The sequence below is a fragment of the Nonomuraea sp. JJY05 genome, assembly GCF_043496855.1.
In the GTDB taxonomy this organism is placed as follows: domain Bacteria; phylum Actinomycetota; class Actinomycetes; order Streptosporangiales; family Streptosporangiaceae; genus Nonomuraea.
This window is the reverse complement of the sequence record NZ_JBIEIS010000048.1, coordinates 71,633-93,339: the sequence shown is the minus strand read 5'-3', so window position 1 is coordinate 93,339 and position 21,707 is coordinate 71,633. Positions and strand designations below refer to the sequence as shown.

The following is a 21,707-nucleotide window of genomic DNA, read 5'->3' as shown; positions in this document are numbered from 1 at the left end:
TCCTTGCGCCCGGCCTGGCGAGCCGCCTCAACCCGGGCCTTCCACTTCTCGTTTCCGAGCAGCCAGTCGAACGACTCGGTCTGCAGAGCGAGAAGGTCAGGAACTTCGAGGGGCTCCTGGATGCGCGCGAATGACACGCGACGGGGACCAGCGGGTACGGCGGAGGCGTTGCGCGAGGCTGCCAACAGATGTCCTTCCGAGGGCTCGCGGCGGACTGACTACACGCACGCCAGACAACCTCGCAACGTGAGCAAGCGGAGCGGGTCGTCAAAGGGCAGCGCAAAGGGGCAGTGTAGCCGAACGGCACACGCCTGTCCACTTCGCTCTCGCTTCATGCTCCACGTTGGTCGCAGCATCGCCCGTTCAGGCGGAAACGTCAAGCCCACAAGCCCGACTTTTAGCCGTCTAGGGGCCCGGACGCTGGGTTTTCTCCCCTGTGTGACCGGGCGCCTACCGCCAGGCCCAAGACGATACCCGCGAACGGGGGCGGTTAACGCTCCGTCACACCGGGGGCCGAACCCATGCCGACAACCGGTGTAGCTGTGACTGAGTTACCCGCTCCATTGGCTTCGCTAAACCTGATTTTTGGTAACAATTGAACGAAGCGGCGCGCCGAGGGCGTCAGGCGGTCCCCAGCAGGGTCGACAGGTCGGCCACCAGCCAGCGAGATCCTTGCCGGACCATGACGAACCTGGCCCGGTTCTGGGTGAACTGCTGCTGTGGCGCAGCCTCGCCGGGGAGGTTCTTGACCATACCCGTGTTCACGAACAGCAGAACCTCTACGCGATCGGGCTCCGCCCGCTCGACCGCCGCTCCCGCCACGGCCACGGTCTGCACGATCTTCTGCGCCTTGGCCCTGGACACCAGGGACGTGGTCAGCTCCTTGTAGTGCTTGGTCAGCTCCCCGGTCGTGTGCGTCCCCGCCCGGGCCAGATCCTCCTCCACCGTCCGGTAGTCGTAAGAGAGCAGATCGGGCGCCACCTCCTTGGCCGCCGCCATGGCCTGCGTCCCGGCGGCGTCGGCCGCCCGCAGGTCGCGCAGGTTGAACCACATCGTGGGCACCAGCACCCCGGCCACCACCACGAGGATCCCCAGCAGCACGATCGTTGCCGTCCTCACCTGGACCCCCACCACCTTCGACCACGGCGGCACCTCATGCCACCTGCACCGCCTTGGACACCAGCCAGGCGCCGCCGACCTTGGTCAGCTCCATCGACCACCGGTAGTACCGCTCCTGCGGCGGGCTCTTGGAGCCTTCCCAGCGGATCTCCACGTCGGCCACGACCAGCACCTTGGCCGTGGCGCCGGCCAAGGAGGCCAGCCCGGTGGCGCGCAGCACGCCGTGCTGGACGACCTTGTTCTGGACCGTGGTGGACTTGAGCTTGGCCGCGTTGGCCTCGTACTCCGCCCTGGCCGCCCCGGTCGAAGTGTCCAGGATGCGCCTGATGTCGGCGTCGACGGTCTTGTAGTCGAGCGCGATCAGACTCTTCGCGTGAGTCCCCGCCGCCAGGAGCGCCGCCTGCTTGTCGCCTGCCCTGCCCTGCTCCTCGCGCGCCTGCGCGGCGATCCACGCGCCCGTACCGACCAGCACCGCGAGCACTCCGCTGAGCGCGGCGATCAGGATGCGTGCGGGCCGGGCGGCAAGTCCTGCCACGTCACTCACCCCTTCCCCAAGCCGGTCGCCGGATCATAACCCCCGGCTCCGCCCTGGAGCCCCCGAACCAACCGAGACGGTAGAGGACGTGACACGAATCGGGCAACGAGCCCGCATCTCCCCGATATGCCCTCAGGCGGCCCTCAGCTGCCCGCTGAGCGCCTGGCGCCGCCCTGCCTGACGGAAGGCCCTAGAGGGTCACTGGACGCCGTGGAGGTAGGCGTTCACGAGGCGGGGGTACTCCTCCAGCCAGTTACGCCCGCGTTCGTCCACGAACGACCCCTGCGGCGGGATCACACCGTTGGCCGCCAGCCACGTCCCCGGCGGCTGCTGCGAACGACGGATCCTGTTGCCGGTCGGCATGAGCTGCGGCGGGATCGGCGGCAGCAGGCCGGGATCGAGCCCCATCTGGGCCTCAGCCTCCAGCTCGGAGAGGTCTTTCTCCTCCGACATGCCGATGGGGCCGTGCCTCCTGGCGTTGAGGAACTGCCGCACCACCGGCTCGTCGCTCGACAGCAGCATCTCGCGCGGGCCGAACATGACCAGCTCGCGCCTGAACAGCATCCCGATGCTGTCGGGGACCGTACGGGCGGTGTTGATGTCGTGCGTCACGATCAGGAACGTCGCCTCGATCTCGGCGTTGAGGTCGACGATGGTCTGGTTGAGCAGCGCGGTGCGGACCGGGTCGAGACCGGAGTCGGGCTCGTCGAACAGGATGATCTCCGGATCCAGCACCAGCGCCCTGGCCAGGCCCGCGCGCTTGCGCATGCCGCCGGAGATCTCCCCGGGCAGCTTGGTCTCCGCGCCGACCAGGCCGACCAGTTCCACCTTCTCCATCACGATCTGGCGGATCTGCGACTCGGTCTTCTTGGTGTGCTCGCGCAGCGGGAAGGCGATGTTGTCGTAGAGGTTGAGCGAGCCGAACAGCGCCCCGTCCTGGAACAGCACGCCGAACAGCCGGCGCAGCTCGTAGAGCTTGTTCTCGTTGCAGTTGGCCAGGTCGTAGCCGTCGATCCAGATGTGCCCGCGATCGGGCCGCAGCAGGCCCACCAGCGTCTTGAGGAAGACGGACTTCCCGGTGCCCGAGGGGCCGAGCAGGACGGAGATCTCGCCCGCGGGGAGCGTGAGCGAGACGTCCTCCCAGATGACCTGCCGGCCGAACGACTTGGTCAGCCCGTCGACCACGACTTCGACTCCCACGGGACACCTTCCGATCGCAGCCGGTACTCAGGGGCCTCTCAACCGTAACGGCGGCCGACCGAATTGGAACCCGTTCCAATAACTTGTTACGGCGCGGTTATGAGCCCTCCGGAGCGGCCAGGGCCTGCAGGCCGGGCCGCAGCAGCCGCGCGATCTCCTCCTGCGGCACCCCGCGCAGCTCGTCGAGGTCGAGCAGCTGATGCCCGACGGTCACGCCGAGCATGATCGTCATCATCAGCGCCACCCGCAGCCTGGCATCCTCGCCCGGTACGACCCGGGCCAGCCGGTCGATCTGCTCGCCCAGCACCTTGCGGGCCGAGACGGCCGCCTCGGGGTGCGTGAGCATCGACCGCATCATGGCCAGGGAGCTCTGCGGCAGCTCGCCCAGCTTCAGGCCGAGCGTGCCGAGCACCTGCTCGACCACCTCGTCGGCGCTCAGCTCGCCGTGCGCGACCGGCGCCGCCTGCACGGCCCGCTGGAAGAGCTCCTGCTTGCTGCCGAAGTACTGCATCACGAGGGCGGGATCGACCTCGGCCCCCTTGGCGATGGCCCTGATGGTGGCCCGCTCGAACCCGACCTCGGCGAACAGCGCCCTGGCGGACCCCAGGATCCGCTCCTCGCTCCTGCGCCGCCGTTCGGCCCGCGCAAGCCCCTTCTCGACCACGCCCCGACTCTACCTGCGTTGACCGACCTCACCCCTTCACTCTACGCTCGTTGAGTCAACGGCTGTTGAGTGAAAAGAGGGATTCCCATGTCCATCGAAGAGATCGTCACCGCCTACCACGCGGCCATGCTCCACAAGTCCGCCGACGAACTGGCCGACCTCTACGCGGAGGACGCGCTGCACGAGTTCCCGTTCGGAGGGCTGGCGCCGTTCAAGGGGAGGGAGGAGATCCGCGCCGGGTACCGGGCGATGTGGGGCGCGCTGCCGTTCAAGCCCAATGAGGTACGGCGCGTCTCGCTCCACCGGACGACCGACCCGGAGGTCGTGCTGGTGGAGCAGGACACGTTCATCACGGTCGCCGGGCAGTCGATCACCGTCCCGAGCCTCCTCGTGCTCAGGATCAGGGACGGCCGGATCATCCACACCAGGGACTACATGGACACCGGCGCGGTCACCCAGGTCCGCGCCGCCGCCGCTTCGCTCAAGTGAGGTCGAAGACCGTCGTCCCCCCGACGGTGGTGGCGGTGAAGGTCTCCTGCACCCAGGCCGCGATCCGGGCCGCGTCGTCGCTGCCGCCCGTGCTGCGACCGCCCATCCCCATGCCCATCCCCGTGCCGATGAAGTAATGGATCTTCTTCTCGGCGACGTACTGCTGGAACTGCTCCAGCGTCGGCGCGGGGTCGGTGCCGTTGAAGCCGCCCACCGCCATCACCGGCCTGCCGGTGGCGAGCTGGTAGCCGGCCGCGTTGTTGGAGCCCACCGTCGCCGCCACCCACCTGTACGCGGAGGCGTCCGTCTTCAGCAGCGCGGTCAGCTCGGCGGACGGGGTGCCCGCGTTGAGCAGCCCGCCCATGCCGCCACGCCCCATCCCCCGGCCACCGGGCGCCTGGAACGCCTGCCGGCCAGGCATGCGGCGGAACTGCCGGCCGCCGATCGTAGGCCCGCCGGCGCCGAACCCGCCGCCCTGGGCCCCGCCTGCGCCGGGCCCGCCGGAGCCCCTGCCGAAACCGCCGGTGGAGGGCCCCGCCGTCGGGATGGCCCCGGTGTGCGCCGACGAGGCCGTGTCCACCGCGTACGCGGCCGGCCCCGCCAAGGACGCCAGGCACGCCACCACGGCGACGGCCACCACGACCAGGGCCCGCCGCGCGAACAACATCGCCAGGGCCGCGCCCAGCCCCGCCGCCAGCACGACCACGCCCAGCCAGGAGTTCCACTCCGCGCTGCGCGACAGCAGCACGTACGACCACACGGCCGTCCCCGCCGTGACCAGCGCCAGCAGCCGGTACGCCCGCCGCTCCCACAGGACGGCCGCCCCCATGCCCACGAGCACCGCGATCGCCGGAGCCAGGGCCACGGTGTAGTACGCGTGGAAGATGCCCTGCATCAGGCTGAAGACCAGCCCGGTCACGATCAGCCAGCTCCCCCAGACCCAGATGGCGGCCCGGACCGGATCGACCCGCGGCGTCCGCCGGGTGAACCACGTGACGGCGGCCAGCAGCACCAGCGCCGCCGGAAGCAGCCAGGAGATCTGCCCGCCCGCCTCGGTGTCGAACAGCCGCAGCCACCCGGCCTGCTGGTTCAGATTGCCGAGCCCGCCGTAGTCACCGCCGTTGAGCCGCCCGATCCCGTTGTAGCCGAGCGCCAGCTCCAGCACGCTGTTGGTCTGCGAACCCCCGATGTACGGCCGCTCGGAGGCAGGCACCAGCGCCACCGCCAGCAGCCACCACCCGGCCGAGACCACCATGGCCACACCCGCCAGCGACAACTGCCACATCCGCCGCCAGAACGGCACCGGCGCCGTGACGAGATAAACCAGTGCGAACCCCGGCAAAACCAGGAACGCCTGCAGCATCTTCGCCAGGAACGCGAACCCGATCGCCGTCCCCGCCAGCACCAGCCACCGCGTGGCGCCGCGCTCCCGCGCCCGCACCACGCAATATCCGGCGGCGGTCAGCAGCAGCACCAGCATCGCGTCGGGATTGTTGAACCTGAACATCAACACGGCCACCGGCGTCAACGCCATCGCGGCCCCGGCCAGCAGCCCCGCCCAGACGTTGGTCAACCTGTGCACGGACGCGTACACCAGCGCCACCGTGCCCACGCCCATGAGCGCCTGCGGAATGAGAATGGCCCAGGAATTGAGCCCGAACAACCGCACGCTGAGCGCCATCGGCCACAAGGAGGCGGGCGTCTTGTCGACGGTTATCGCGTTCGCGGCGTCGGAGGACCCGAAGAAGAACGCCGTCCAGCTCTGACTGCCCGCCTGAACGGCCGCCGAATAGAACGAATTCGCCCATCCGGAGGCGCCGAGGCCCCAGATGTAGAGCACTCCGGTGCCTATGAGCAGGGCGGTCAGCGCCCAACGGGACTTAGCTTCGGTAACCACAGCTCGCACGCTAGGCAAGCCGCTTCGCGGCGCGATGAGACGGGCATGAGAATCTCCTGAGCGACCCGGCTCAGGGCACGAAAAAGGGGCGGCGGACATCCGGCACCAGGATGTCCCCGCCCCTTTTCAGCGAACAGAAACCGTCTTACTTGACGGTGACGGTGGCGCCGGCGCCCTCGAGGGCAGCCTTGGCCTTCTCCGCCTGCTCCTTGTTGACCTTGCCGTCGAAGACGGGCTTGGGAGCGCCGTCCACCAGGTCCTTGGCCTCCTTGAGGCCCAGGGACGTGAGGGCGCGGATCTCCTTGATGACCTGGATCTTCTTGTCGCCGGCAGCCTCGAGGATGACGTCGAACTCGTCCTGCTCCTCAACGGCCGGGGCCTCGGCGCCACCAGCGGGGGCGGCGGCGGCAACCGCGACGGGGGCGGCGGCCTTGACGTCGAAGACCTCTTCGAACTGCTTCACGAACTCGGACAGCTCGAGGAGGGTCATCTCCTTGAACGCGTCGAGCAGCTCGTCGGTGCTGAGCTTCGCCATGATGCTTTTTCCTTACGTTCGGGACTTGCTGAAACTAGAAACGGGACCGCGGGTGTTGCGGCAACCCCCGTGCTACTCGCCCGCCTCGTCGCGCTTCGCGCGCAGGGCGTCGGCCAGCTGAGCCATCTGCGTGGGCAGCGCGGCGAACACAGCAGCGGCAGCGCTCTGCTTCGCCTTGAGCGCGCCAGCAAGCTTCGCGAGGAGGACCTCGCGGGACTCGAGGTCGGCGAGCTTGGTGATCTCGGTAGCGTCGAGCGTCTTGCCCTCGAGGACACCGCCCTTGATCACCAGAAGGGGATTGGCCTTGGCGAAGTCACGCAGACCCTTGGCAGCCTCGACAACGTCGCCGTTGACGAAGGCGATCGCGGTCGGACCGGCGAGCAGGTCATCCAGACCCGAGAATCCGGCCTGGTTGGCCGCAATCTTGGTCAGGGTGTTCTTCGCCACGGCGAACTTCGCATTCTCACCGAGAGACTTACGCAGCTCCTTGAGCTGCGCGACGGTGAGACCGCGGTACTCGGTCAGAACGGCGGCAGCGCTGCCTTCGAACTCACTCTTGAGCTCGGCAACCGCTGTCGCCTTATCCGCCCTCGCCATGGGCCTCCTTCCAGATGTGCCACCGGCGAAGGCCCTGAAAATGAGAACAGCCCCGGGCGCAGGGCGCACACGGGGCTCACGCACATGGGTCACACCATGTGGGAAACTCGCATCACACCTGCGCGGGCCGTCCACATGATGTGGATCCTTCGGTCGCCAGGCATTGAGGCACCTGACGACGACCGGCGGTCTTCGGCAACGACCAGAGTACGTGCTGGCCGCCGAGTTTCCAAATCGTTCTCAGTTGGTCGTGCCCTTGGGGATCTCTCCGACCTGGTCGGCGGGCGGCGTCTCGATGGTGACCGGCTCGTTGAAGCCCTTGAAGAGCAGGGTGGCGTCGAGCGTGGCGCCCTCCTTGGAGCCGTTCAGCGCGAGCTTGCGCGGCAGGCCGTCGGAGGCCACCCAGATGTCGAACTTGACGTCCTTGAGCTCCGCCAGGTTCGTACGCGCCTGCTCCTGCTGGTCGGCGGGCAGCAGGAGCACTGCCGCGTCCACCGGGAACGTGCCGCTGTAGTGGGTGGTGTCCGTGCCGTTGACGCTCTCGTTGCCGGCCGACTTCACGTCCTGCGAAGCCGTGACGAGCTTGGTCACGTTGCCCAGGTCGAACTGCTGGATCTTGCTCAGGTAGTCGTTCACCTGGGAGGAGTCGCCCATCTCGCTGAGCGGGACCTTGATCCAAGGCTTCGTCGCGCCGACGAGGTCCTTGAGCGCCTCGACCTTGACGTAGACGGTGTCGCCCTGCAGCACGGCGCGCACGCCGCCCGGCAGGCTCCTCCCGCCCATGTCGACGGTGTCCAGGGTGAGGTCGACGGCGAGCTGGGGCTTGCTCTGGTAGAGCATGCGCCCCTGCACCTTGCCTGAGCCCTCCTGCGGGTGCGTGACGTTCACCACGGCGTCGACCGTGTAGCTGGTGACCTCCGCAGTCTTCTGCGCGGCCTGCGCGAGCACCTCTGAGGCGGCCAGGTTGACCTGGATGGGCTGGGCGTTCGATCCGCAACCGGCGACCGCCGCCACAACGAGCGCGGCACCGGCCGCGGTGAGTCCTATCGTGCGCTTCAGCATGTCTTGACCCTACGTTTAAGTGGCATCGCCGTAGCGACTTCCCCTTACAAATAAGGGAAAACCCAGGGTTATCCCCCACACCCCTCACACATTCCCTACACAACTCACCTCAGCCCTGCTCCACCCCCGCACGACAGGCGGCCGGGCGGAGGCGGCGACAGGCGGGGCTGGGTGCCCGACGGGCCAGGCGGGTGGAGCGGGCGGGCGGGGCTGGCCGGGCTGGGCGAGCCGCCTGAGCGCGACCGACGCCGCCCTACGCGCCCGCCGCGTGAGCGTGGCCCCTTCCCCGTACGCGCCCGCCTCAAGCCGCAAACGAGCCACTCAGGGCGCCCAGCCCAGCGCGAGGGTACCTGCACGCGAGGGGGAAGGCCGCCGCCAGGCGCGGGCGGCCGTAGCGGGGGATCCAACGATGCAGGCGCCTCACGATCCGGGCGCCCGATCCAGCGCGTGGCGGAGGCCGGTCCAGCACCGTCGCGAGGACCGATCCAGCACCGTGGCGAGGGCCGATCCAGCACCGTGGCGAGGGCCGATCCAGCACCGTGGCGAGGGCCGATCCAGCACCGTGGCGAGGGCCGGTCCAGCACCGTCTCGGAAGCCGGTCCCGCGCATGACGCAGGGCGCTTCCCCGTGCGGCGGGCGGTGGTGGGCGCGGCTCGCCGTAGAAAAAGAAAGAGCCCCGCCCAAAACGGGCGAGGCTCAGTCAGAAAAGCGTTACGCGTCGAGCTCGGCGGTGAGGCCGCGCGTGACGTTCGGGTCGACCGGGACGCCAGGGCCCATGGTCGTCGAGAACGTGACCTTCTTCAGGTAACGCCCCTTGGCCGCGGACGGCTTGAGACGCAGCACCTCGTCAAGGGCGGCGGCGTAGTTCTCGATGAGCTGGCGCTCACCGAACGACGTCTTGCCGATGATGAAGTGGAGGTTGGCCTGGCGGTCGGTGCGGAACTCGATCTTGCCGCCCTTGATCTCCGTGACGGCCTTGGCGACGTCGGGCGTCACCGTGCCGGTCTTGGGGTTGGGCATGAGACCGCGCGGACCGAGCACGCGGCCCAGGCGACCCACCTTGCCCATCAGGTCGGGCGTGGCCACCACGGCGTCGAACTCGTTGAGCCGGTTGCCCTTGGAGATGTCGTCGATCAGCTCGTCGGCGCCGACGATGTCGGCGCCCGCCTCGCGGGCCGCCTCGGCACGCTCACCGGTCGCGAAGACCAGGACCCGGGCGGTCTTGCCGGTGCCGTGCGGGAGGTTGACCGTGCCGCGCACGATCTGGTCGGCCTTACGAGGGTCGACGCCCAGCCGCAGCGCGACCTCGACGGTGGCGTCGAACTTGGTGGTCGACGTCTCCTTGGCCAGCTTCGCTGCCTCGACGGGCGTGTAGAGCTTGTCGCGGTCTACCTTGCCGGCCGCGTCTTTGTGCGCCTTGCTGCGCTTCATTGCTAACTCCTAGTGGTACGCGGGCCCGAGGGCCCTCCCACGACGTCTGGGAAAGGGTGTTACTCGGCGACGGTGATGCCCATCGACCGGGCGGTGCCGGCGATGATCTTCTCGGCCGCCTCGATGTCGTTGGCGTTGAGGTCGGGCATCTTCGTCTCGGCGATGCTGCGCAGCTGCTCGCGGCTGAGCTTGCCCACCTTGTCGCGGTGCGGGACCGCGCTGCCCTTGTCGAGACCGAGGGCCTTCTTGATCAGCTCGGGCGCCGGCGGCGTCTTCGTGATGAAGGTGAAGCTGCGGTCTTCGAAAATGGTGATCTCAACGGGGATGATGTTGCCCCGCTGGGCCTCCGTCGCAGCGTTGTACTGCTTGACGAAGTCCATGATGTTGACGCCGTGGGGACCGAGCGCGGTACCCACCGGCGGCGCCGGGGTGGCCTGTCCAGCGGGGAGCTGGACCTTCACCAGAGCGGCGATTTTCTTCTTCGGAGGCATTTGTCCTTCTCCGGGTCCTGATTGCGATGCCTGCCAGGGCCAGCGGATTGCGGCCCTGACACGTCAGCGGCCGCCCTCATGATCAGGCGGCCGACCGAACGTCTCAGTGTATGTGATTGTCCTAGATCTTCGAGACCTGGTTGAACGAGAGCTCAACCGGGGTCTCGCGGCCGAAGATCGAGACGAGCACCTTGAGCTTCTGCGACTCGGGGCTGATCTCGCTCACCGAGGCGGGCAGCGTGGCGAACGGGCCGTCCATGACCGTGACGGACTCGCCGATCTCGAACTCGACCGCGGGGCCGGTGCTCGTCTTGGCCGCGGCCTTCTTGGTCTCCTCGGTCGGCTCGGGCGCCAGCAGCTTGGCGACCTCGTCGAGGCTGAGCGGGCTCGGCTTGTTGGACAGGCCGACGAAGCCGGTCACACCGGGCGTGTTGCGCACGGCGGCCCAGGACTCGTCGGTCAGCTCCATGCGCACCAGCACGTAGCCGGGCAGCACGCGCTCCTTGACCGGCACCTTCTTGCCGCTCTTGAACTCCTGGACGGTGTGCGTCGGCACCTCGACCTGGTAGATGTAGTCCTCCATGTTGAGCGACACGTTGCGGCTCTCGATGTTGGACTTCACGCGGTTCTCGTAACCGGCGTAGGAGTGGATGACGTACCACTCACCGGGCAGGCCACGCAGCGAGCTCTTGAACTCTTCGACGGGATCGACGTCGGGAAGAACCGTCTCGTCCTCGACGTCGGAAGCCTCGGCTGCCTCGTCGCTCTCCGCGACCTCGGCCTCCTCCTGGAGCTCCTCCTCGGAGGACTCCTCAGTGGCCTCTTCCAGCTCGTCGTCCCACTCCTCGCGAGACTCGCCGGCCGGAACTGAAGACTCGGACACGGTGACTCTTCCTCTTTCGTCGTATCGAACTGGCGACTCCGTCAGCTGTCACCGGCGGGCGGCTGGATCAGCTGCCGCCGAAGACCTTGAGGACTGCCCAACCCAGGGCACTGTCGAGCCCGTACACGATCGCCACCATGATCAGAACGAATACCAGAACGACCGTGGTGTAGGTGATGAGATCCTTGCGTGTCGGCCAGATGACCTTGCGGAGCTCGTTGACGACCTGCCGATAGAAAAGGGCAGGCGAAGTGCGCGTCTTCTTCTCGCCACTCGGCTTGTCTGCGGTCTCGCCGCGCGTGTCGATCGCCACAGTCCTCACCTGAAATCTGTCGTATCCAACGCAGTTTTGCGGCGCGCTTACACGCCCATTATTGCGCGGACCGCACTCGCAGGGCACGAGGGACTCGAACCCCCAACCGCCGGTTTTGGAGACCGGTGCGCTACCAATTGCGCCAGTGCCCTATGTCGCTAGACCAGACTACCCTGATCGACCCACTGCCTGGACCGAACCGCTCGCCGACATGCTGTGCGGAAGGACCGAGCGAAAGCATACGGGGGATTGCCGGGTACGTCGAACCGAATCCCGATCGCCCAGGTCACCGAGCACATGGGACCATGGACCCATGTCCACCCGACCCCGCATCTCCGCGAGAATCTCCGCCATCTCCGAGTCCGCCACGCTCGCCGTGGACGCCAAGGCCAAGGCGATGAAGGCGGCCGGGCGCCCCGTCATCGGCTTCGGCGCGGGCGAGCCCGACTTCCCGACGCCCGAGTACATCGTCGAGGCGGCGGTCCGGGCCGCCCGCGAGCCGCGCTTCCACAAGTACACGCCGGCGGGCGGCCTGCCCGAGCTCAAGCAGGCCATCGCCGACAAGACCCGGCGCGACTCCGGCTACGCGGTCGAGGCGTCGCAGGTGCTGGTCACCAACGGGGGCAAGCAGGCGGTCTACGAGGCGTTCGCGACGCTGCTCGACCCGGGCGACGAGGTCCTGGTCGTGGCGCCCTACTGGACCACCTATCCCGAGGCGGTCAAGCTGGCCGGCGGCGTGCAGGTCGACGTGGTGACCGACGAGTCCACCGGCTACCTGGCGAGCGTCGAGCAGCTGGAGGCCGCGCGCACCGAGCGGACGAAGGTCCTGCTGTTCGTCTCGCCGTGCAACCCGACGGGCTCCGTCTACTCCCGCGAGCAGACGGAGGCGATCGGCCGCTGGGCGGCCGAGCACGGCCTGTGGGTGGTCACCGACGAGATCTACGAGCACCTCGTGTACGGCGGCGCCGAGTTCACCAGCATCGCCACGGCCGTGCCCGAGTTGGGCGACCGGGTCGTGATCCTCAACGGCGTGGCCAAGACCTACGCGATGACCGGCTGGCGCGTGGGCTGGCTGATCGGCCCCTCCGACGTCGTCAAGGCGGCCACCAACCTGCAGTCCCACGCCACCTCCAACGTCGCCAACGTCTCCCAGATGGCCGCGCTGGCCGCCGTGTCCGGCGACCTTTCGGCGGTGGCCGAGATGCGCACGGCGTTCGACCGGCGCCGCCAGACGATGGTCCGGATGCTCAACGAGATCCCGGGCGTGTTCTGCCCGGAACCGAAGGGGGCGTTCTACGCGTACCCGTCGGTCAAGGAGCTGATCGGCAAGGAGCTGCGCGGCCGGCGGCCGCAGTCCTCCGGCGAGCTGGCCGAGCTGATCCTGGAGGAGGCCGAGGTGGCGGTGGTGCCGGGCGAGGCGTTCGGCACGCCGGGCTACTTCCGCCTGTCCTACGCGCTGGGCGACGACGACCTGGTCGAGGGCGTCAGCCGCGTGGCCAAGCTGCTCTCCGAGGCGCACTAGCCGGGCTCAGGGCGCCTGGCCCAGGGCGACGTGCCTGATCCGGGCCGCCGGGCCGGTAGCCGGCCTCAGGGGGCCTGGTCCAGGGCGACGCCGGCGGCGACGTTCCTGATCTGGGCCGCCAGGCCGGGCGTCGCGGCGATGTAGACCGCGGTGCCCGGCCGCTCCAGCCACATGAAGTTGCGCACGCCGGTGCGCGTGTTCCAGCGCAGCGCCGGCATGCCCTTGTACGCCGTCAGCGACGAGCTGGCGACCAGCGTGACGAACTCCTCGGCGGTCCGCGCCCCGCACACGACGCCGACGTACAGCTGCTCGTCCTCGCGCCGCCAGATGACGCCCTTGACCTCCAGCGGCCGGGTGAGCGACCCCAGGCGGCCGAACGAGCCCGCCCTGGTCAGCCCCTCGGGCATGGCGGGCAGCCCCACCTTGGTCTGGCCGCACGACAGCGCGGCGCCCTTGCGCGGGACGTGCGCGGACGGCGGCGGCGTGGTGATCGCCTCGGGCGCGGGCACGTCGTCGGCGCCGCACCCGCTCAGCGCGAACATGAGGAGCACCGCTGCCAGACGCCGCATCGACCCCCCAAGAAACGCGCGGAAAAGGCTCCTAGTCTCCTACAGGACCCTTGACTGAGGCAGCAATTGCCACCAGTTCGCCTCCGAGGGAATCGCTGACCCGGATCCACGCCCCCGTGTCCGCGCGCTCCATCCAGATGATCATCCGGCCACCGTCCGGATATCTGCCGACCACGGCGGGCCTGCCGCGTACGGTGACGGGACGGGCGTCGAGCAGGGCGGTCCTCCTGGTGAGACTCACCCAGTCGGCGGCGGGCTCGACCTGGGCCTCCACGAACCGCTGGGCCGAGCCGAACCTGGCCCACGACCCCTTCGGCCTGACCGGTCCCCCGCCGCTGCGCGCCAGCCCGGCGGGGAGGTAGGTGAGCCAGAGATCGTCGGAGACCACCGCGAGAGTGGCCTCGGCGGCGGAGGCCCCGACCATGACAGGGCTCTCCACAGAGGCCGGGCGGGGACGCCCGAACCCCGAGGAGAAGAGCGCGTAGATGGTCAGAGATGTCACCGCGAACGCCAGTGCCGTGAGCGCCGCGCGCCCTCCCTGCCCGATGCCGGCAGGCCCCTCGGGGATCATGCAAGGTTGATCCCCCGTTCGGCCTCATCCGTACCGCGGGTTCAGCCGGTCGCGCGGATGCCTTCCGCGATCTTCTTGGCCTCGGCCGGGCCGTCCACTTCCTTGACGTAGTCGGGGCTGAGGCACACCTCGACCGCGAGCCCGTCGCGCAGCCTCCAGGCGATCGTGAGCGTGCCCTCCGAGCCGTCCGACGCGATCTCGCCGGCCTCGCCGAGCGTCGCCAGGCGCGCCTTCTCGCCGCCGATGTCCACGGTCTCGCCGCCGGCCTTGGGGAAGCGGGCGAGGGCGCTCCTGGCGGCCTCTCCCTCGAACACGATCACCTGTACGGAGTAATGCCCCGGCTCATTGCCCGGCTTGTCGAAGGTGGTGGTGTAGCTGTGCTTGCCGAACCCGTCCTTGCCCGACCACTTGCCCCATTCGAGCCCTTCCGGCAGGTAATCGAGGCGGATGCCGCCGAACTCCCGCCCGTCCCCCAGATCGCCCAGGTCCTGCGGCATCGTGACAGGTGGCGGCTCCAGGGTGAGCTCGACATGGCTGCCGGGCGCGACCTGCTCCCCGGCCGCGGGCTTCTGCGCGATCACCCGGTTGTTCCGCACCTCCTCCGCCGGCCAGTCGGCCCGCAGTCCGGCCGCGCTCAGGAGGGGCACGGCTTCGGCGAGAGGCTTGCCCGTCACGTCCGGCACGGTCACGTCGTTGCGGACCACGGCCCGGTCCTGACCGGTCGCGGCCTGCCCGCCGGCGGGTTCCCCGGAGTTCAGCGCCACCGGCACGGCCACCGCCACGGCCGCCGTGACGAGCGCCGCGCCCGCCACGCGAAAGCGGAGCACGCGGGAGCGGTTGCGGCGCCGTACGGACCTGCCCAGGTCCGGCGGGGCCTGCACGTCGGCGACGTGTGCCCCCATGGCGTCCGCGAGGTCGTCCTCGATCCTCATCTGGTCACTTCCTTTGCGACAGTCATGTTTTCGCGGATCCTGGCGAGCCCCCGCGCCGCCTGGCTCTTCACGGTCCCGACCGAGCAGCCGAGCAGGGCGGCGGTGTTCCCTTCCGACTGGTCCTCCCAGTAGCGCAGGACGAGCACGGCCCGCATCTTGGGCGGCAGCCTGCGCAGCTCCCTGATGAGCGCGTGGCGCAGGTCGAGGTCGGGAGAGTCGGCGGCCGTCTCCGGCGGCCGGGCGAAGGTGATCTCCTGCACGATCTTGCGCCGCCGCGCCTTGCTGATCGCCGCGTTCACGACGACCTTGCGCGCGTAGGCCTCCGGGTTGTCGCGCCTGATCCGCGGCCAGTGCCGGTAGACCTTCTCCAGTGCGTGCTGCACCAGGTCCTCGGCGTCGTGCTCGGTCGCTCCGCAGACCAGGATCGCGGTGCGCAGCAGCGAGGTGCTCCGTGCGGCCAGGAACTCGTCGAAGGCCGCCTCATCGTCATCTGTCATGAGCGAAGGTCCCCTTTCGCCCTCCCCAACGCGCGAAGCGGTCCCGGGGTTGAGTGGCAAGATATGCAAATGGCAAGGCCCCTGAACACGCTGCCCAAGGCGCATCTACACCTGCATTTCACCGGATCGATGCGGCATTCCACGCTTATCGAGCTGGCCAGGGAGCAGGGGCTGCACCTGCCGGACGCGCTGGAGGAGGACTGGCCGCCCAAGCTGCGGGCCACCGACGAGCGCGGATGGTTCAGGTTCCAGCGGCTTTACGACATCGCCAGGTCCGTGCTGACCCGTCCCGAGCACGTCTACCGGCTGCTGCGCGAGACGGCCGAGGACGAGGCGGCGGCCGGGTCGCGGTGGCTGGAGATCCAGGTGGACCCGTCGGGGTACGCGCAGCGGTTCGGCGGGCTGACGGCGACGCTGGAGCTGACGCTGGACGCGGCGCGCCAGGCGGCCGAGCACGCCGGGATCGGGGTCGCGGTGGTCGTGGCGGCCAACAGGACCCGCCACCCGCTCGACGCGAACACGCTGGCCCGCCTCGCCATCCAGTACGCCGGCAAGGGCGTGGTGGGCTTCGGGCTCTCCAACGACGAGCGCCGGGGCGAGGCGAGGGACTTCGAGCGGGCGTTCAGGATCGCCAAGCGGGGCGGGCTGCTGTCCGTGCCGCACGGGGGCGAGCTGCTGGGCCCGCGCAGCGTCTCGCAGTGCGTGGACGACCTGGACGCGGACCGGGTCGGGCACGGGGTGCGGGCGGCGGAGGACGAGTGGCTGATGCACCGGCTGGCCGACCGGCAGATCTGCTGCGAGGTCTGCCCCACCTCCAACGTGGGCTTGGGGGTGGCCGAGCGGGCCGCCGACGTGCCGCTGCGCCGGCTGTTCGACGCGGGCGTGCCGATCGCCCTGGGGTCCGACGACCCGCTGCTGTTCGGCGCGCGGCTGCTGAGCCAGTACGAGCTGGCCAGGGACATCTACGGCTTCAGCGACGCGGAGCTGGCCGAGCTGGCCCGCCAGTCCCTACGGTCCTCCGCGGCCCCCGAGCCGGTGCGCAAGGAGCTGCTCGCGGGCGTGGACGAGTGGCTGACGAGCTCACCCGAGTGACGTGGCGATGCGGACGGCCTCTTCCATGGTCTTGACGCCTTCCAGGCGGTAGTTCAGCGCGTCCTGCTGCCAGATGAGGGTGGGGCCCGCCTGGCGCAGCGGGATCTCGGTGCCGTCCGTGCGGCTGAGGTAGCCGAGAGGGTGCGCCCCCGGGAGCCACCAGGCCTGGTAGGGCCCGACCTTGGTGTAGTCGGGCCAGGGCGGGCCGAGCTTCTTGAAGAGCACCGGCTCCAGGCCGCCGTCGAACTGGTCGAGCCGCACGCCGCCCGGCCAGAACATCGACACGACCCGGCCCCTGTCGGACACCGTGGTGCGCTCGGGCTCGCCGAGCGCCTTCAGCGTCCTGACCTGGAACTTCACCTCGGCCTTCAGGCCGTCCGGGGCCACGGTGTGCTCGTACGGCAGGGGCGTGGCACTGGCGACGGCCTTGGGCGGCGTGTCGCCGATCTGAAGCTCGATCCCGGCGAAGCGCAGGATCCGTACCACCGCCGCCCGCCCTTGGGGGGTCGCGGCCGTGATCGCGATGACGACGAGGACGACGGCCGTGACGACCTTCCACCGCGCGCGCCGGCGCCGCACCGGAGACGGAGAGTGCGTCCGGGCGGGGCCGTGCGCCGGATCGGGCGCCTCACCGTGAGAAGGCTCCAGGCGGGCGCGTACGGCGCCGGCGACGTCGGCGGGCGGCGGGCTGGGGACGTCGAGGAGGTCGCCGAGCGCCAGGAGTTCGGCCTCCAGGTCGTCGAAAGGCTCACGCGAGTTCATTGCCCACCTCCTCCCTCAGCCGGGCCAGCCCCCGATGCGTGCTGGATTTGACGGTGCCCACGGGCCAGTCGAGCACCTGAGCCGTCTCCGCCTCGGTCAGCTGTAAGAAATACCGGCAGACGACGGCCTGACGTTCCCGCTCGGGCAGCCGGCGCACCGCCTCCAGCAGGCGGGAGCGCCGGTCGCCGGCCACCGCGGTGCCCTCGGGGTCGTCGGGCGCGGCCACGGAGGCCGTGGCGCTCAACCGTAAGGCCAGCTCGGAGCGGCGCCCCCGCGACCGGGTCAGGTTGTGGGTCTCGTTGGCCACGATCCGCAGCAGCCACGGGCGGAACGGCGAGTGCCTGCGGAAACTCGGCAGATGCCGGTACGCCTTGACGAACGCCTCCTGCACGACGTCCTCGGCCTCGTCCCCCGCCCCCAGCATGAAAGCGGTACGGTGGGCGAGCGCGCTGTAGCGGGCGACCAGCACCTCATAGGCTGCTTGGTCACCGGCGAGCGAGCGCTCGATCGCCTCGTCGTCGTCCATGGCGAGTCAGATTCCACCCCATCAGAGGTGCCCCGGGGAAGGGTCTTTCGCGTATCGGGTGAACGTCACCAGTGATCGGGGCATTAGACTCGGGCAATCCATGAGCCCCCGAGAAGGAACGGGACTATGTCTTCTGGGTATGACCGTGTAGTGCAACCGGCGGCCGGTGACGAGGCCCTGGAGAACCACCTGGGTGGGGACGAGGCCAAGAACTATCGGCAGTACGAGCTGGACATGGTCGCCCCGCATGTCGGCCGTTCGATGCTGGAGATCGGCTCTGGCCTCGGCCACTTCGCCGAGCAGTTCCTGCCGCGGCTCGACAGGCTGGTCGTGAGCGACTTCGACCCCTACTGCGTCGAGCAGCTCGAAAAGCGGTTCGCGGGCCGCGACGACATCGACGTCCTGCAGTTCGGGCTGCCGACCGACATCCCGCTCGAGGACAAGGTCGACACCGTCGTCATGATGAACGTCCTGGAGCACATCGAGGACGACGCCGAGGCGCTGCGCTCGCTGGCCCGGGTCACGCTGCCGGGCGGGCGGATCATCATCTGGGTGCCCGGTTACATGCAGCTCTACGGAGACTTCGACCGCAAGGTGGGCCACGTCCAGCGCTACACGCCCAAGACGCTCGGCGCGACGGTCGCCAAGGCGGGCCTGGACATCGAGGTGCTCAAGCCGATCAACTTCCTGGGCGGCATCGCCTGGTGGGCCGCCGTGCGCCGGGGCGGCGTCGGCTACCCCGACCCGCGCCTGGTCAAGATCTACGACCGTACGGTGGTCCCGACGACCCGCTTCATCGAGCGGTTCATCAGGCCACCGTTCGGCCAGACGGTCTTCTGCGTGGCACGGGTGCCCCAGCCCAAGGCGTAGGCGCTACTTGATCGACCCGGCCGTGAGGCCGCCGACGACCTTACGCTCGATCAGCGCGAAGAGGATGATCACCGGGATGGTGGCGATCACCGACCCGGCGAACAGGTTCTGCCAGTCCACCTGGTACTGACCGATGAACGAGTTGAGCGCCACCGTCAGCGGCTGGTTCTCCGGCGTCGTGGTCAGGGTCAGTGCGACCACGAACTCGTTCCAGGCGGCGATGAACGTGAAGATCAGCGCCGTGATGACGCCGGGCATGGCCAGCGGGAGCGTGATCCTGAACAGCGCCCCGAAGCGCCCGTTCCCGTCGATGAACGCCGCCTCCTCCAGCTCGCGCGGGATCGAGGCGAAGTAGGCGTTCAGGATCCACACCGCGAACGCCAGGTTGAACCCGCCGTTCACGAGGATCAGCGACCAGATCGAGTCCACCAGCCCGAACTGGAAGAACTCGCGGTAGATGCCGACCAGCATGGCCGTGGGCTGGAACATCTGGGTGATCAGCACGAGGATCAGGAACGCCGTGCGCCCCCTGAAGTTGTGCCGGGCCGAGTAGTACGCGGCCGGCAGCGCCACCAGGAGCACCAGCACGGTCGAGCCGCCGGCGACCTTGAGCGTCACCCACAGGTTGCCGGCCAGGCCGCTGGTCCAGAAGTTGGCGAGGTTCGACCACACCCACTCCTTCGGCCAGAACGACACCTCGCGCAGCGACTCCTGCGAGCGCAGCGAGGTGAGCAGCATCACCACGTAAGGGAACAGGAAGACGAACGCGATGACGTAGGCGGCGGCCGCGACGAGCACGGTCTTGAGCTTCGGCATCCTGCGCCGCGCCGCCGGCCTGACGTGGTGGCGCGGCCTGGTGGCCTGCGACGGCAGGGTCTTGATCGCCATCACGCCACCTCCTTGTTCCAGCGGGAGACCTTGAGGAAGATCGCGGTCAGGATGATCACCATGCCGAAGTTGACGACGGACATGGCCGCCGACTCGCCGATGTTCGAGCCCTTGAGGATGAACATGAGGATCGTCGAGGTGGCCGTGGAGTAGCCGGGCTGGCCGTGTGTCATGGCCCAGATGATCGGGAAGCTGTTGAAGACGTTCATGACGTTGATCAGCGCCGCCACGGTGAGCGCGGGCCGCAGCAGCGGCAGCGTGATCGACCAGTACGTCCGGAACCGGGTGGCTCCGTCCATCTTGGCCGCCTCATAGACGTCGGCGGGGATCGTCGCCAGCCCGGCCAGCAGCGCGTACGTGGTGAACGGCACCGACACGAAGACGGCCACGAACACCAGCCACGGCATCGCGGTGGAGGCGTCGCCGAGCTGGTCGGCCGAGGCCCCGCCCATCGCGTCGATCAGACCCAGCTTCAGCCGGATCTGGTTGATCACGCCGACCTCGGGGTCGAGCATCCACTTGAAGATGATCGCCGTCATCAGCACCGACGCGGCCCACGGCGCGATCAGCGCCCACCGGGCCACCTTGCGCAGCGGGAAGCGCTGATTGAACAGCTGGGCGAGGGCCAGCGAGATCAGCACGGTGAACGCGACGACCGCGACCACCCAGATCACGCTGCGGACCATGATGTCGGCGAAGTCCTTCTCGCCGAACAGCTTCTCGTAGTTCGCGAAGCCGTTGCCCCCCTGGACCACCCCGAACCGGCTGATCTTGAGGAACGACGACCTGATCATCTCGACCACGGGCCAGAGCACGACCAGCGCGATCAGCACCACGGCGGGCCCGACCCACGCGAGGGGCTCCAGGGCGCGCAACCTTCTCATGAGCAACCTTCCAAGACGGTGCGGCCGGCACCGGTGAGAGCGCCGGCCGCACGGGCCCCCGACGTATCAGCCGGCCGCTTCGGCGGTCTTCTGCAGCTCACCGAGGACCTTGGCCGGGTCGTCCTTGACTGCCCCGCCGATGGTCTGCTTGATCGCCGGGTTCACCTCGGCCCACTTGGGGTCCTGGAAGGGGTAGAAGCTGGCGTTCGGCAGCGCGTCGAGGAACGGCTTGAGCTTCTCGTCACTCGACAGCTTCTGGATGCCGCCGTTGGTGACGGGCAGCAGCTTGTACGTGTCGGAGATCTTCTGCGCGGCGCTGCCGGTGTAGAAGAAATCGAAGAACTTCTTGATCTCGGCGGCGTGGCCGTTCTTGTTGAACGCCATGATCCAGTCCATGACGCCGAGCGTGGTGTCGAGCGGGCCGCTCTTGCCGGGGATCGGCGCGACGCCGTAGTTCTTCAGCCCGGCCGCGTCGAAGATCGGGATGGACATGGGGCCGCCGTTGACCATGCCGACCTTGCCCGCGCCGAAGTCCTCCCAGACCGTCTTACGGTCCTTGGTGCCCGGGTTGGGGGTGGTCAGGCCCGCGTCGACCAGGCCCTTCATGTACGTGAACGTCTCGACGTTCTGCGGCGAGTTGATCGCCCACTTGCCCGAGGCGTCCTTGTAGCCGCCGCCGTTGCCCAGCATCCACAGGAACGACTCGCCCTGGGCCTCCTCCTGGCCGAGCGGCAGGCCGAACGGCTGCGTGACGCCGGCCTTCTTCAGCTTCTCGGCGTCGGCCTTGAGCTCGTCCCACGTCTTCGGCGGCTCGGCGATGCCGGCCTTCTGGAACAGGTCCTTGTTGTAGAACAGCGCCCGCGCGGAGGAGACGAACGGGATGCCGTACGCGGTGCCGTCGACCTTGCCGAACTCGGCGAACTTCTGCAGCATGTCGCCCGAGACGTTCGGCGACAGCACCTCGTCCACCTTGTAGAGCAGCCCGTCCTTGACGAAGCCGGAGTAGTCGCCGGTCTGCAGGATGTCGGGCACCTGGCCGTTCTGGACCATGGTGGCGACCTGCTTGTCGATGTCGTTCCAGTTGATGACCTGGACATCGACCTTGATGTTCGGGTTGGCGGCCTGGAACTCGTCCACGACGCCCTTCCAGAACGTCTCGCCCGAGTTCGGCTTGCCGGGGCCGTCGCCGTAGTCGGCGGCGACCATCTTCAGGGTGACCTGCCCGCCGCCCGACGCCTGTGTGTCGCCTCCGCCACCGCCGGAGCCGCCGGAGCCGCAGCTGGACAGGACCAGCATCGTGGCAAGGCCGAGAGCGGCGCCGCCCACAAGCTTCATGTTCACTGGAGATACCGCCTTCTCGTCGGACGGGCGCTGGTCC

At 68.9% G+C, this 21,707-nt stretch carries 26 protein-coding genes and 1 tRNA gene; 4 read left to right on the top strand and 23 right to left on the bottom strand.

The window, feature by feature from the left end; genetic code table 11:
* The 5 genes from ACFKCF_RS49920 to ACFKCF_RS49900 all read right to left on the bottom strand — a co-directional run.
* On the bottom strand, positions 1–185 hold a 185-nt coding region (locus ACFKCF_RS49920; RefSeq protein ID WP_394502875.1), incomplete at its 3' end, for a hypothetical protein.
* A 436-nt stretch (positions 186–621) separates the two neighbouring features.
* The gene (locus tag ACFKCF_RS49915; protein WP_394502873.1) at positions 622–1,119 is read right to left on the bottom strand and encodes a hypothetical protein; all 498 of its coding nucleotides are present in this window, start codon (positions 1,117–1,119) and stop codon (positions 622–624) included.
* A gap of 34 nt (positions 1,120–1,153) precedes the next feature.
* Complete coding sequence (locus ACFKCF_RS49910) at positions 1,154–1,654, bottom strand: hypothetical protein (RefSeq protein WP_394502872.1); 501 nt, start codon at positions 1,652–1,654, stop codon at positions 1,154–1,156.
* A 198-nt stretch (positions 1,655–1,852) separates the two neighbouring features.
* Entirely contained in the window at positions 1,853–2,854 is a 1,002-nt protein-coding gene (locus ACFKCF_RS49905) for an ABC transporter ATP-binding protein (protein WP_394502870.1), read from the bottom strand.
* Between the two features lie 97 nt (positions 2,855–2,951).
* A complete protein-coding gene (locus tag ACFKCF_RS49900; protein WP_394502868.1) occupies positions 2,952–3,518 on the bottom strand; it encodes a TetR family transcriptional regulator in 567 nt (188 codons plus the stop codon).
* Positions 3,519–3,605: 87 nt separating this feature from the next.
* On the opposite strand from ACFKCF_RS49900, the gene ACFKCF_RS49895 reads away from it, so the two are divergent.
* Entirely contained in the window at positions 3,606–4,007 is a 402-nt protein-coding gene (locus ACFKCF_RS49895; protein WP_394502866.1) for a nuclear transport factor 2 family protein, read from the top strand.
* Here ACFKCF_RS49895 and ACFKCF_RS49890 read toward each other — a convergent pair.
* From ACFKCF_RS49890 to ACFKCF_RS49850, 9 genes are all read right to left on the bottom strand, one after another.
* Entirely contained in the window at positions 4,000–5,904 is a 1,905-nt protein-coding gene (locus ACFKCF_RS49890) for an ArnT family glycosyltransferase (protein WP_394502865.1), read from the bottom strand. The genes ACFKCF_RS49895 and ACFKCF_RS49890 overlap by 8 nt on opposite strands.
* A 145-nt stretch (positions 5,905–6,049) precedes the next feature.
* The gene (gene rplL, locus ACFKCF_RS49885; protein WP_394502863.1) at positions 6,050–6,439 is read right to left on the bottom strand and encodes a 50S ribosomal protein L7/L12; all 390 of its coding nucleotides are present in this window, start codon (positions 6,437–6,439) and stop codon (positions 6,050–6,052) included.
* A 72-nt stretch (positions 6,440–6,511) separates the two neighbouring features.
* Entirely contained in the window at positions 6,512–7,036 is a 525-nt protein-coding gene (rplJ, locus tag ACFKCF_RS49880) for a 50S ribosomal protein L10 (RefSeq protein ID WP_350733418.1), read from the bottom strand.
* 240 nt (positions 7,037–7,276) lie between these two features.
* The gene (locus ACFKCF_RS49875; RefSeq protein ID WP_394502861.1) at positions 7,277–8,098 is read right to left on the bottom strand and encodes an LppX_LprAFG lipoprotein; all 822 of its coding nucleotides are present in this window, start codon (positions 8,096–8,098) and stop codon (positions 7,277–7,279) included.
* A gap of 711 nt (positions 8,099–8,809) precedes the next feature.
* Complete coding sequence (gene rplA, locus ACFKCF_RS49870) at positions 8,810–9,529, bottom strand: 50S ribosomal protein L1 (protein WP_394502859.1); 720 nt, start codon at positions 9,527–9,529, stop codon at positions 8,810–8,812.
* A gap of 59 nt (positions 9,530–9,588) precedes the next feature.
* Positions 9,589–10,020 (bottom strand): 50S ribosomal protein L11, encoded by a 432-nt coding sequence (gene rplK / locus ACFKCF_RS49865; RefSeq protein ID WP_127939574.1) that lies wholly within the window; start codon positions 10,018–10,020, stop codon positions 9,589–9,591.
* A 121-nt stretch (positions 10,021–10,141) separates the two neighbouring features.
* Positions 10,142–10,903 (bottom strand): transcription termination/antitermination protein NusG, encoded by a 762-nt coding sequence (gene nusG / locus ACFKCF_RS49860; RefSeq protein WP_364855269.1) that lies wholly within the window; start codon positions 10,901–10,903, stop codon positions 10,142–10,144.
* 67 nt (positions 10,904–10,970) lie between these two features.
* Complete coding sequence (secE, locus tag ACFKCF_RS49855) at positions 10,971–11,216, bottom strand: preprotein translocase subunit SecE (protein ID WP_185070572.1); 246 nt, start codon at positions 11,214–11,216, stop codon at positions 10,971–10,973.
* A 79-nt stretch (positions 11,217–11,295) separates the two neighbouring features.
* A tRNA-Trp gene (locus ACFKCF_RS49850) sits at positions 11,296–11,368 on the bottom strand.
* A gap of 161 nt (positions 11,369–11,529) precedes the next feature.
* On the opposite strand from ACFKCF_RS49850, the gene ACFKCF_RS49845 reads away from it, so the two are divergent.
* Positions 11,530–12,738: a pyridoxal phosphate-dependent aminotransferase gene (locus tag ACFKCF_RS49845; protein ID WP_394502858.1), complete on the top strand. Its 1,209-nt coding sequence runs from the start codon at positions 11,530–11,532 to the stop codon at positions 12,736–12,738.
* A gap of 65 nt (positions 12,739–12,803) precedes the next feature.
* Here the strand turns inward: ACFKCF_RS49845 and ACFKCF_RS49840 are convergent, their stop codons facing one another.
* Genes ACFKCF_RS49840 through ACFKCF_RS49825 form a run of 4 tightly spaced genes read right to left on the bottom strand, consistent with a single transcriptional unit; the run spans position 12,804 to position 15,307 of the window.
* The gene (locus tag ACFKCF_RS49840) at positions 12,804–13,307 is read right to left on the bottom strand and encodes a hypothetical protein (RefSeq protein WP_394502856.1); all 504 of its coding nucleotides are present in this window, start codon (positions 13,305–13,307) and stop codon (positions 12,804–12,806) included.
* 31 nt (positions 13,308–13,338) lie between these two features.
* Complete coding sequence (locus ACFKCF_RS49835; protein WP_394502854.1) at positions 13,339–13,878, bottom strand: hypothetical protein; 540 nt, start codon at positions 13,876–13,878, stop codon at positions 13,339–13,341.
* Between the two features lie 41 nt (positions 13,879–13,919).
* Entirely contained in the window at positions 13,920–14,810 is an 891-nt protein-coding gene (locus tag ACFKCF_RS49830; RefSeq protein ID WP_394502853.1) for a PASTA domain-containing protein, read from the bottom strand.
* Positions 14,807–15,307, bottom strand: coding sequence for a SigE family RNA polymerase sigma factor (locus tag ACFKCF_RS49825; protein ID WP_394502851.1), 501 nt, complete (start codon positions 15,305–15,307; stop codon positions 14,807–14,809). The genes ACFKCF_RS49830 and ACFKCF_RS49825 overlap by 4 nt, the downstream gene beginning before the upstream one ends.
* Positions 15,308–15,376: 69 nt before the next feature.
* Between ACFKCF_RS49825 and ACFKCF_RS49820 the strand changes: the two genes are divergently transcribed.
* Positions 15,377–16,399 (top strand): adenosine deaminase, encoded by a 1,023-nt coding sequence (locus tag ACFKCF_RS49820; RefSeq protein WP_394502850.1) that lies wholly within the window; start codon positions 15,377–15,379, stop codon positions 16,397–16,399.
* Here the strand turns inward: ACFKCF_RS49820 and ACFKCF_RS49815 are convergent.
* Together ACFKCF_RS49815 and ACFKCF_RS49810 are read right to left on the bottom strand one after the other, a co-directional pair.
* Positions 16,388–17,161, bottom strand: a complete 774-nt coding sequence (locus tag ACFKCF_RS49815) for a hypothetical protein (RefSeq protein ID WP_394502848.1) — start codon at positions 17,159–17,161, stop codon at positions 16,388–16,390. The two genes, ACFKCF_RS49820 and ACFKCF_RS49815, sit on opposite strands and share 12 nt — an antisense overlap.
* Complete coding sequence (locus ACFKCF_RS49810) at positions 17,148–17,687, bottom strand: RNA polymerase sigma factor (protein WP_394502846.1); 540 nt, start codon at positions 17,685–17,687, stop codon at positions 17,148–17,150. The genes ACFKCF_RS49815 and ACFKCF_RS49810 overlap by 14 nt, the downstream gene beginning before the upstream one ends.
* Positions 17,688–17,813: 126 nt before the next feature.
* On the opposite strand from ACFKCF_RS49810, the gene ACFKCF_RS49805 reads away from it, so the two are divergent.
* The gene (locus tag ACFKCF_RS49805) at positions 17,814–18,557 is read left to right on the top strand and encodes a class I SAM-dependent methyltransferase (protein ID WP_394502844.1); all 744 of its coding nucleotides are present in this window, start codon (positions 17,814–17,816) and stop codon (positions 18,555–18,557) included.
* Between the two features lie 3 nt (positions 18,558–18,560).
* On the opposite strand, the gene ACFKCF_RS49800 is transcribed toward ACFKCF_RS49805, so the two are convergent.
* The 3 genes from ACFKCF_RS49800 to ACFKCF_RS49790 all read right to left on the bottom strand — a co-directional run bounded on the left by ACFKCF_RS49800 (position 18,561) and on the right by ACFKCF_RS49790 (position 21,664).
* Positions 18,561–19,445 carry a carbohydrate ABC transporter permease gene (locus ACFKCF_RS49800; RefSeq protein ID WP_394502842.1) on the bottom strand — a complete coding sequence of 295 codons (885 nt, stop codon included), beginning with the start codon at positions 19,443–19,445 and terminating at the stop codon, positions 18,561–18,563.
* Positions 19,445–20,329, bottom strand: coding sequence for a carbohydrate ABC transporter permease (locus ACFKCF_RS49795; RefSeq protein WP_394502841.1), 885 nt, complete (start codon positions 20,327–20,329; stop codon positions 19,445–19,447). Before ACFKCF_RS49795 ends, ACFKCF_RS49800 begins: the two co-directional genes overlap by 1 nt.
* A 66-nt stretch (positions 20,330–20,395) precedes the next feature.
* Complete coding sequence (locus tag ACFKCF_RS49790) at positions 20,396–21,664, bottom strand: extracellular solute-binding protein (RefSeq protein ID WP_394502877.1); 1,269 nt, start codon at positions 21,662–21,664, stop codon at positions 20,396–20,398.
* Positions 21,665–21,707 lie beyond the last annotated feature (43 nt).

Excerpts from the sequence above, each read along its gene's own strand:
- ACFKCF_RS49840 (WP_394502856.1), bottom strand. The coding sequence starts at position 13,307 with ATGCGGCGTCTGGCAGCGGTGCTCCTCATGTTCGCGCTGAGCGGGTGC.
- ACFKCF_RS49820 (WP_394502850.1), top strand. The coding sequence starts at position 15,377 with ATGGCAAGGCCCCTGAACACGCTGCCCAAGGCGCATCTACACCTGCAT.
- rplK (WP_127939574.1), bottom strand. The coding sequence starts at position 10,020 with ATGCCTCCGAAGAAGAAAATCGCCGCTCTGGTGAAGGTCCAGCTCCCC.
- ACFKCF_RS49795 (WP_394502841.1), bottom strand. The coding sequence starts at position 20,329 with ATGAGAAGGTTGCGCGCCCTGGAGCCCCTCGCGTGGGTCGGGCCCGCC.
- ACFKCF_RS49815 (WP_394502848.1), bottom strand. The coding sequence starts at position 17,161 with ATGAACTCGCGTGAGCCTTTCGACGACCTGGAGGCCGAACTCCTGGCG.
- rplL (WP_394502863.1), bottom strand. The coding sequence starts at position 6,439 with ATGGCGAAGCTCAGCACCGACGAGCTGCTCGACGCGTTCAAGGAGATG.
- ACFKCF_RS49800 (WP_394502842.1), bottom strand. The coding sequence starts at position 19,445 with ATGGCGATCAAGACCCTGCCGTCGCAGGCCACCAGGCCGCGCCACCAC.
- ACFKCF_RS49830 (WP_394502853.1), bottom strand. The coding sequence starts at position 14,810 with ATGAGGATCGAGGACGACCTCGCGGACGCCATGGGGGCACACGTCGCC.
- rplJ (WP_350733418.1), bottom strand. The coding sequence starts at position 7,036 with ATGGCGAGGGCGGATAAGGCGACAGCGGTTGCCGAGCTCAAGAGTGAG.
- ACFKCF_RS49895 (WP_394502866.1), top strand. The coding sequence starts at position 3,606 with ATGTCCATCGAAGAGATCGTCACCGCCTACCACGCGGCCATGCTCCAC.
- ACFKCF_RS49835 (WP_394502854.1), bottom strand. The coding sequence starts at position 13,878 with ATGATCCCCGAGGGGCCTGCCGGCATCGGGCAGGGAGGGCGCGCGGCG.
- rplA (WP_394502859.1), bottom strand. The coding sequence starts at position 9,529 with ATGAAGCGCAGCAAGGCGCACAAAGACGCGGCCGGCAAGGTAGACCGC.
- ACFKCF_RS49805 (WP_394502844.1), top strand. The coding sequence starts at position 17,814 with ATGTCTTCTGGGTATGACCGTGTAGTGCAACCGGCGGCCGGTGACGAG.
- ACFKCF_RS49790 (WP_394502877.1), bottom strand. The coding sequence starts at position 21,664 with ATGAAGCTTGTGGGCGGCGCCGCTCTCGGCCTTGCCACGATGCTGGTC.
- ACFKCF_RS49810 (WP_394502846.1), bottom strand. The coding sequence starts at position 17,687 with ATGGACGACGACGAGGCGATCGAGCGCTCGCTCGCCGGTGACCAAGCA.
- ACFKCF_RS49845 (WP_394502858.1), top strand. The coding sequence starts at position 11,530 with ATGTCCACCCGACCCCGCATCTCCGCGAGAATCTCCGCCATCTCCGAG.
- ACFKCF_RS49825 (WP_394502851.1), bottom strand. The coding sequence starts at position 15,307 with ATGACAGATGACGATGAGGCGGCCTTCGACGAGTTCCTGGCCGCACGG.
- ACFKCF_RS49875 (WP_394502861.1), bottom strand. The coding sequence starts at position 8,098 with ATGCTGAAGCGCACGATAGGACTCACCGCGGCCGGTGCCGCGCTCGTT.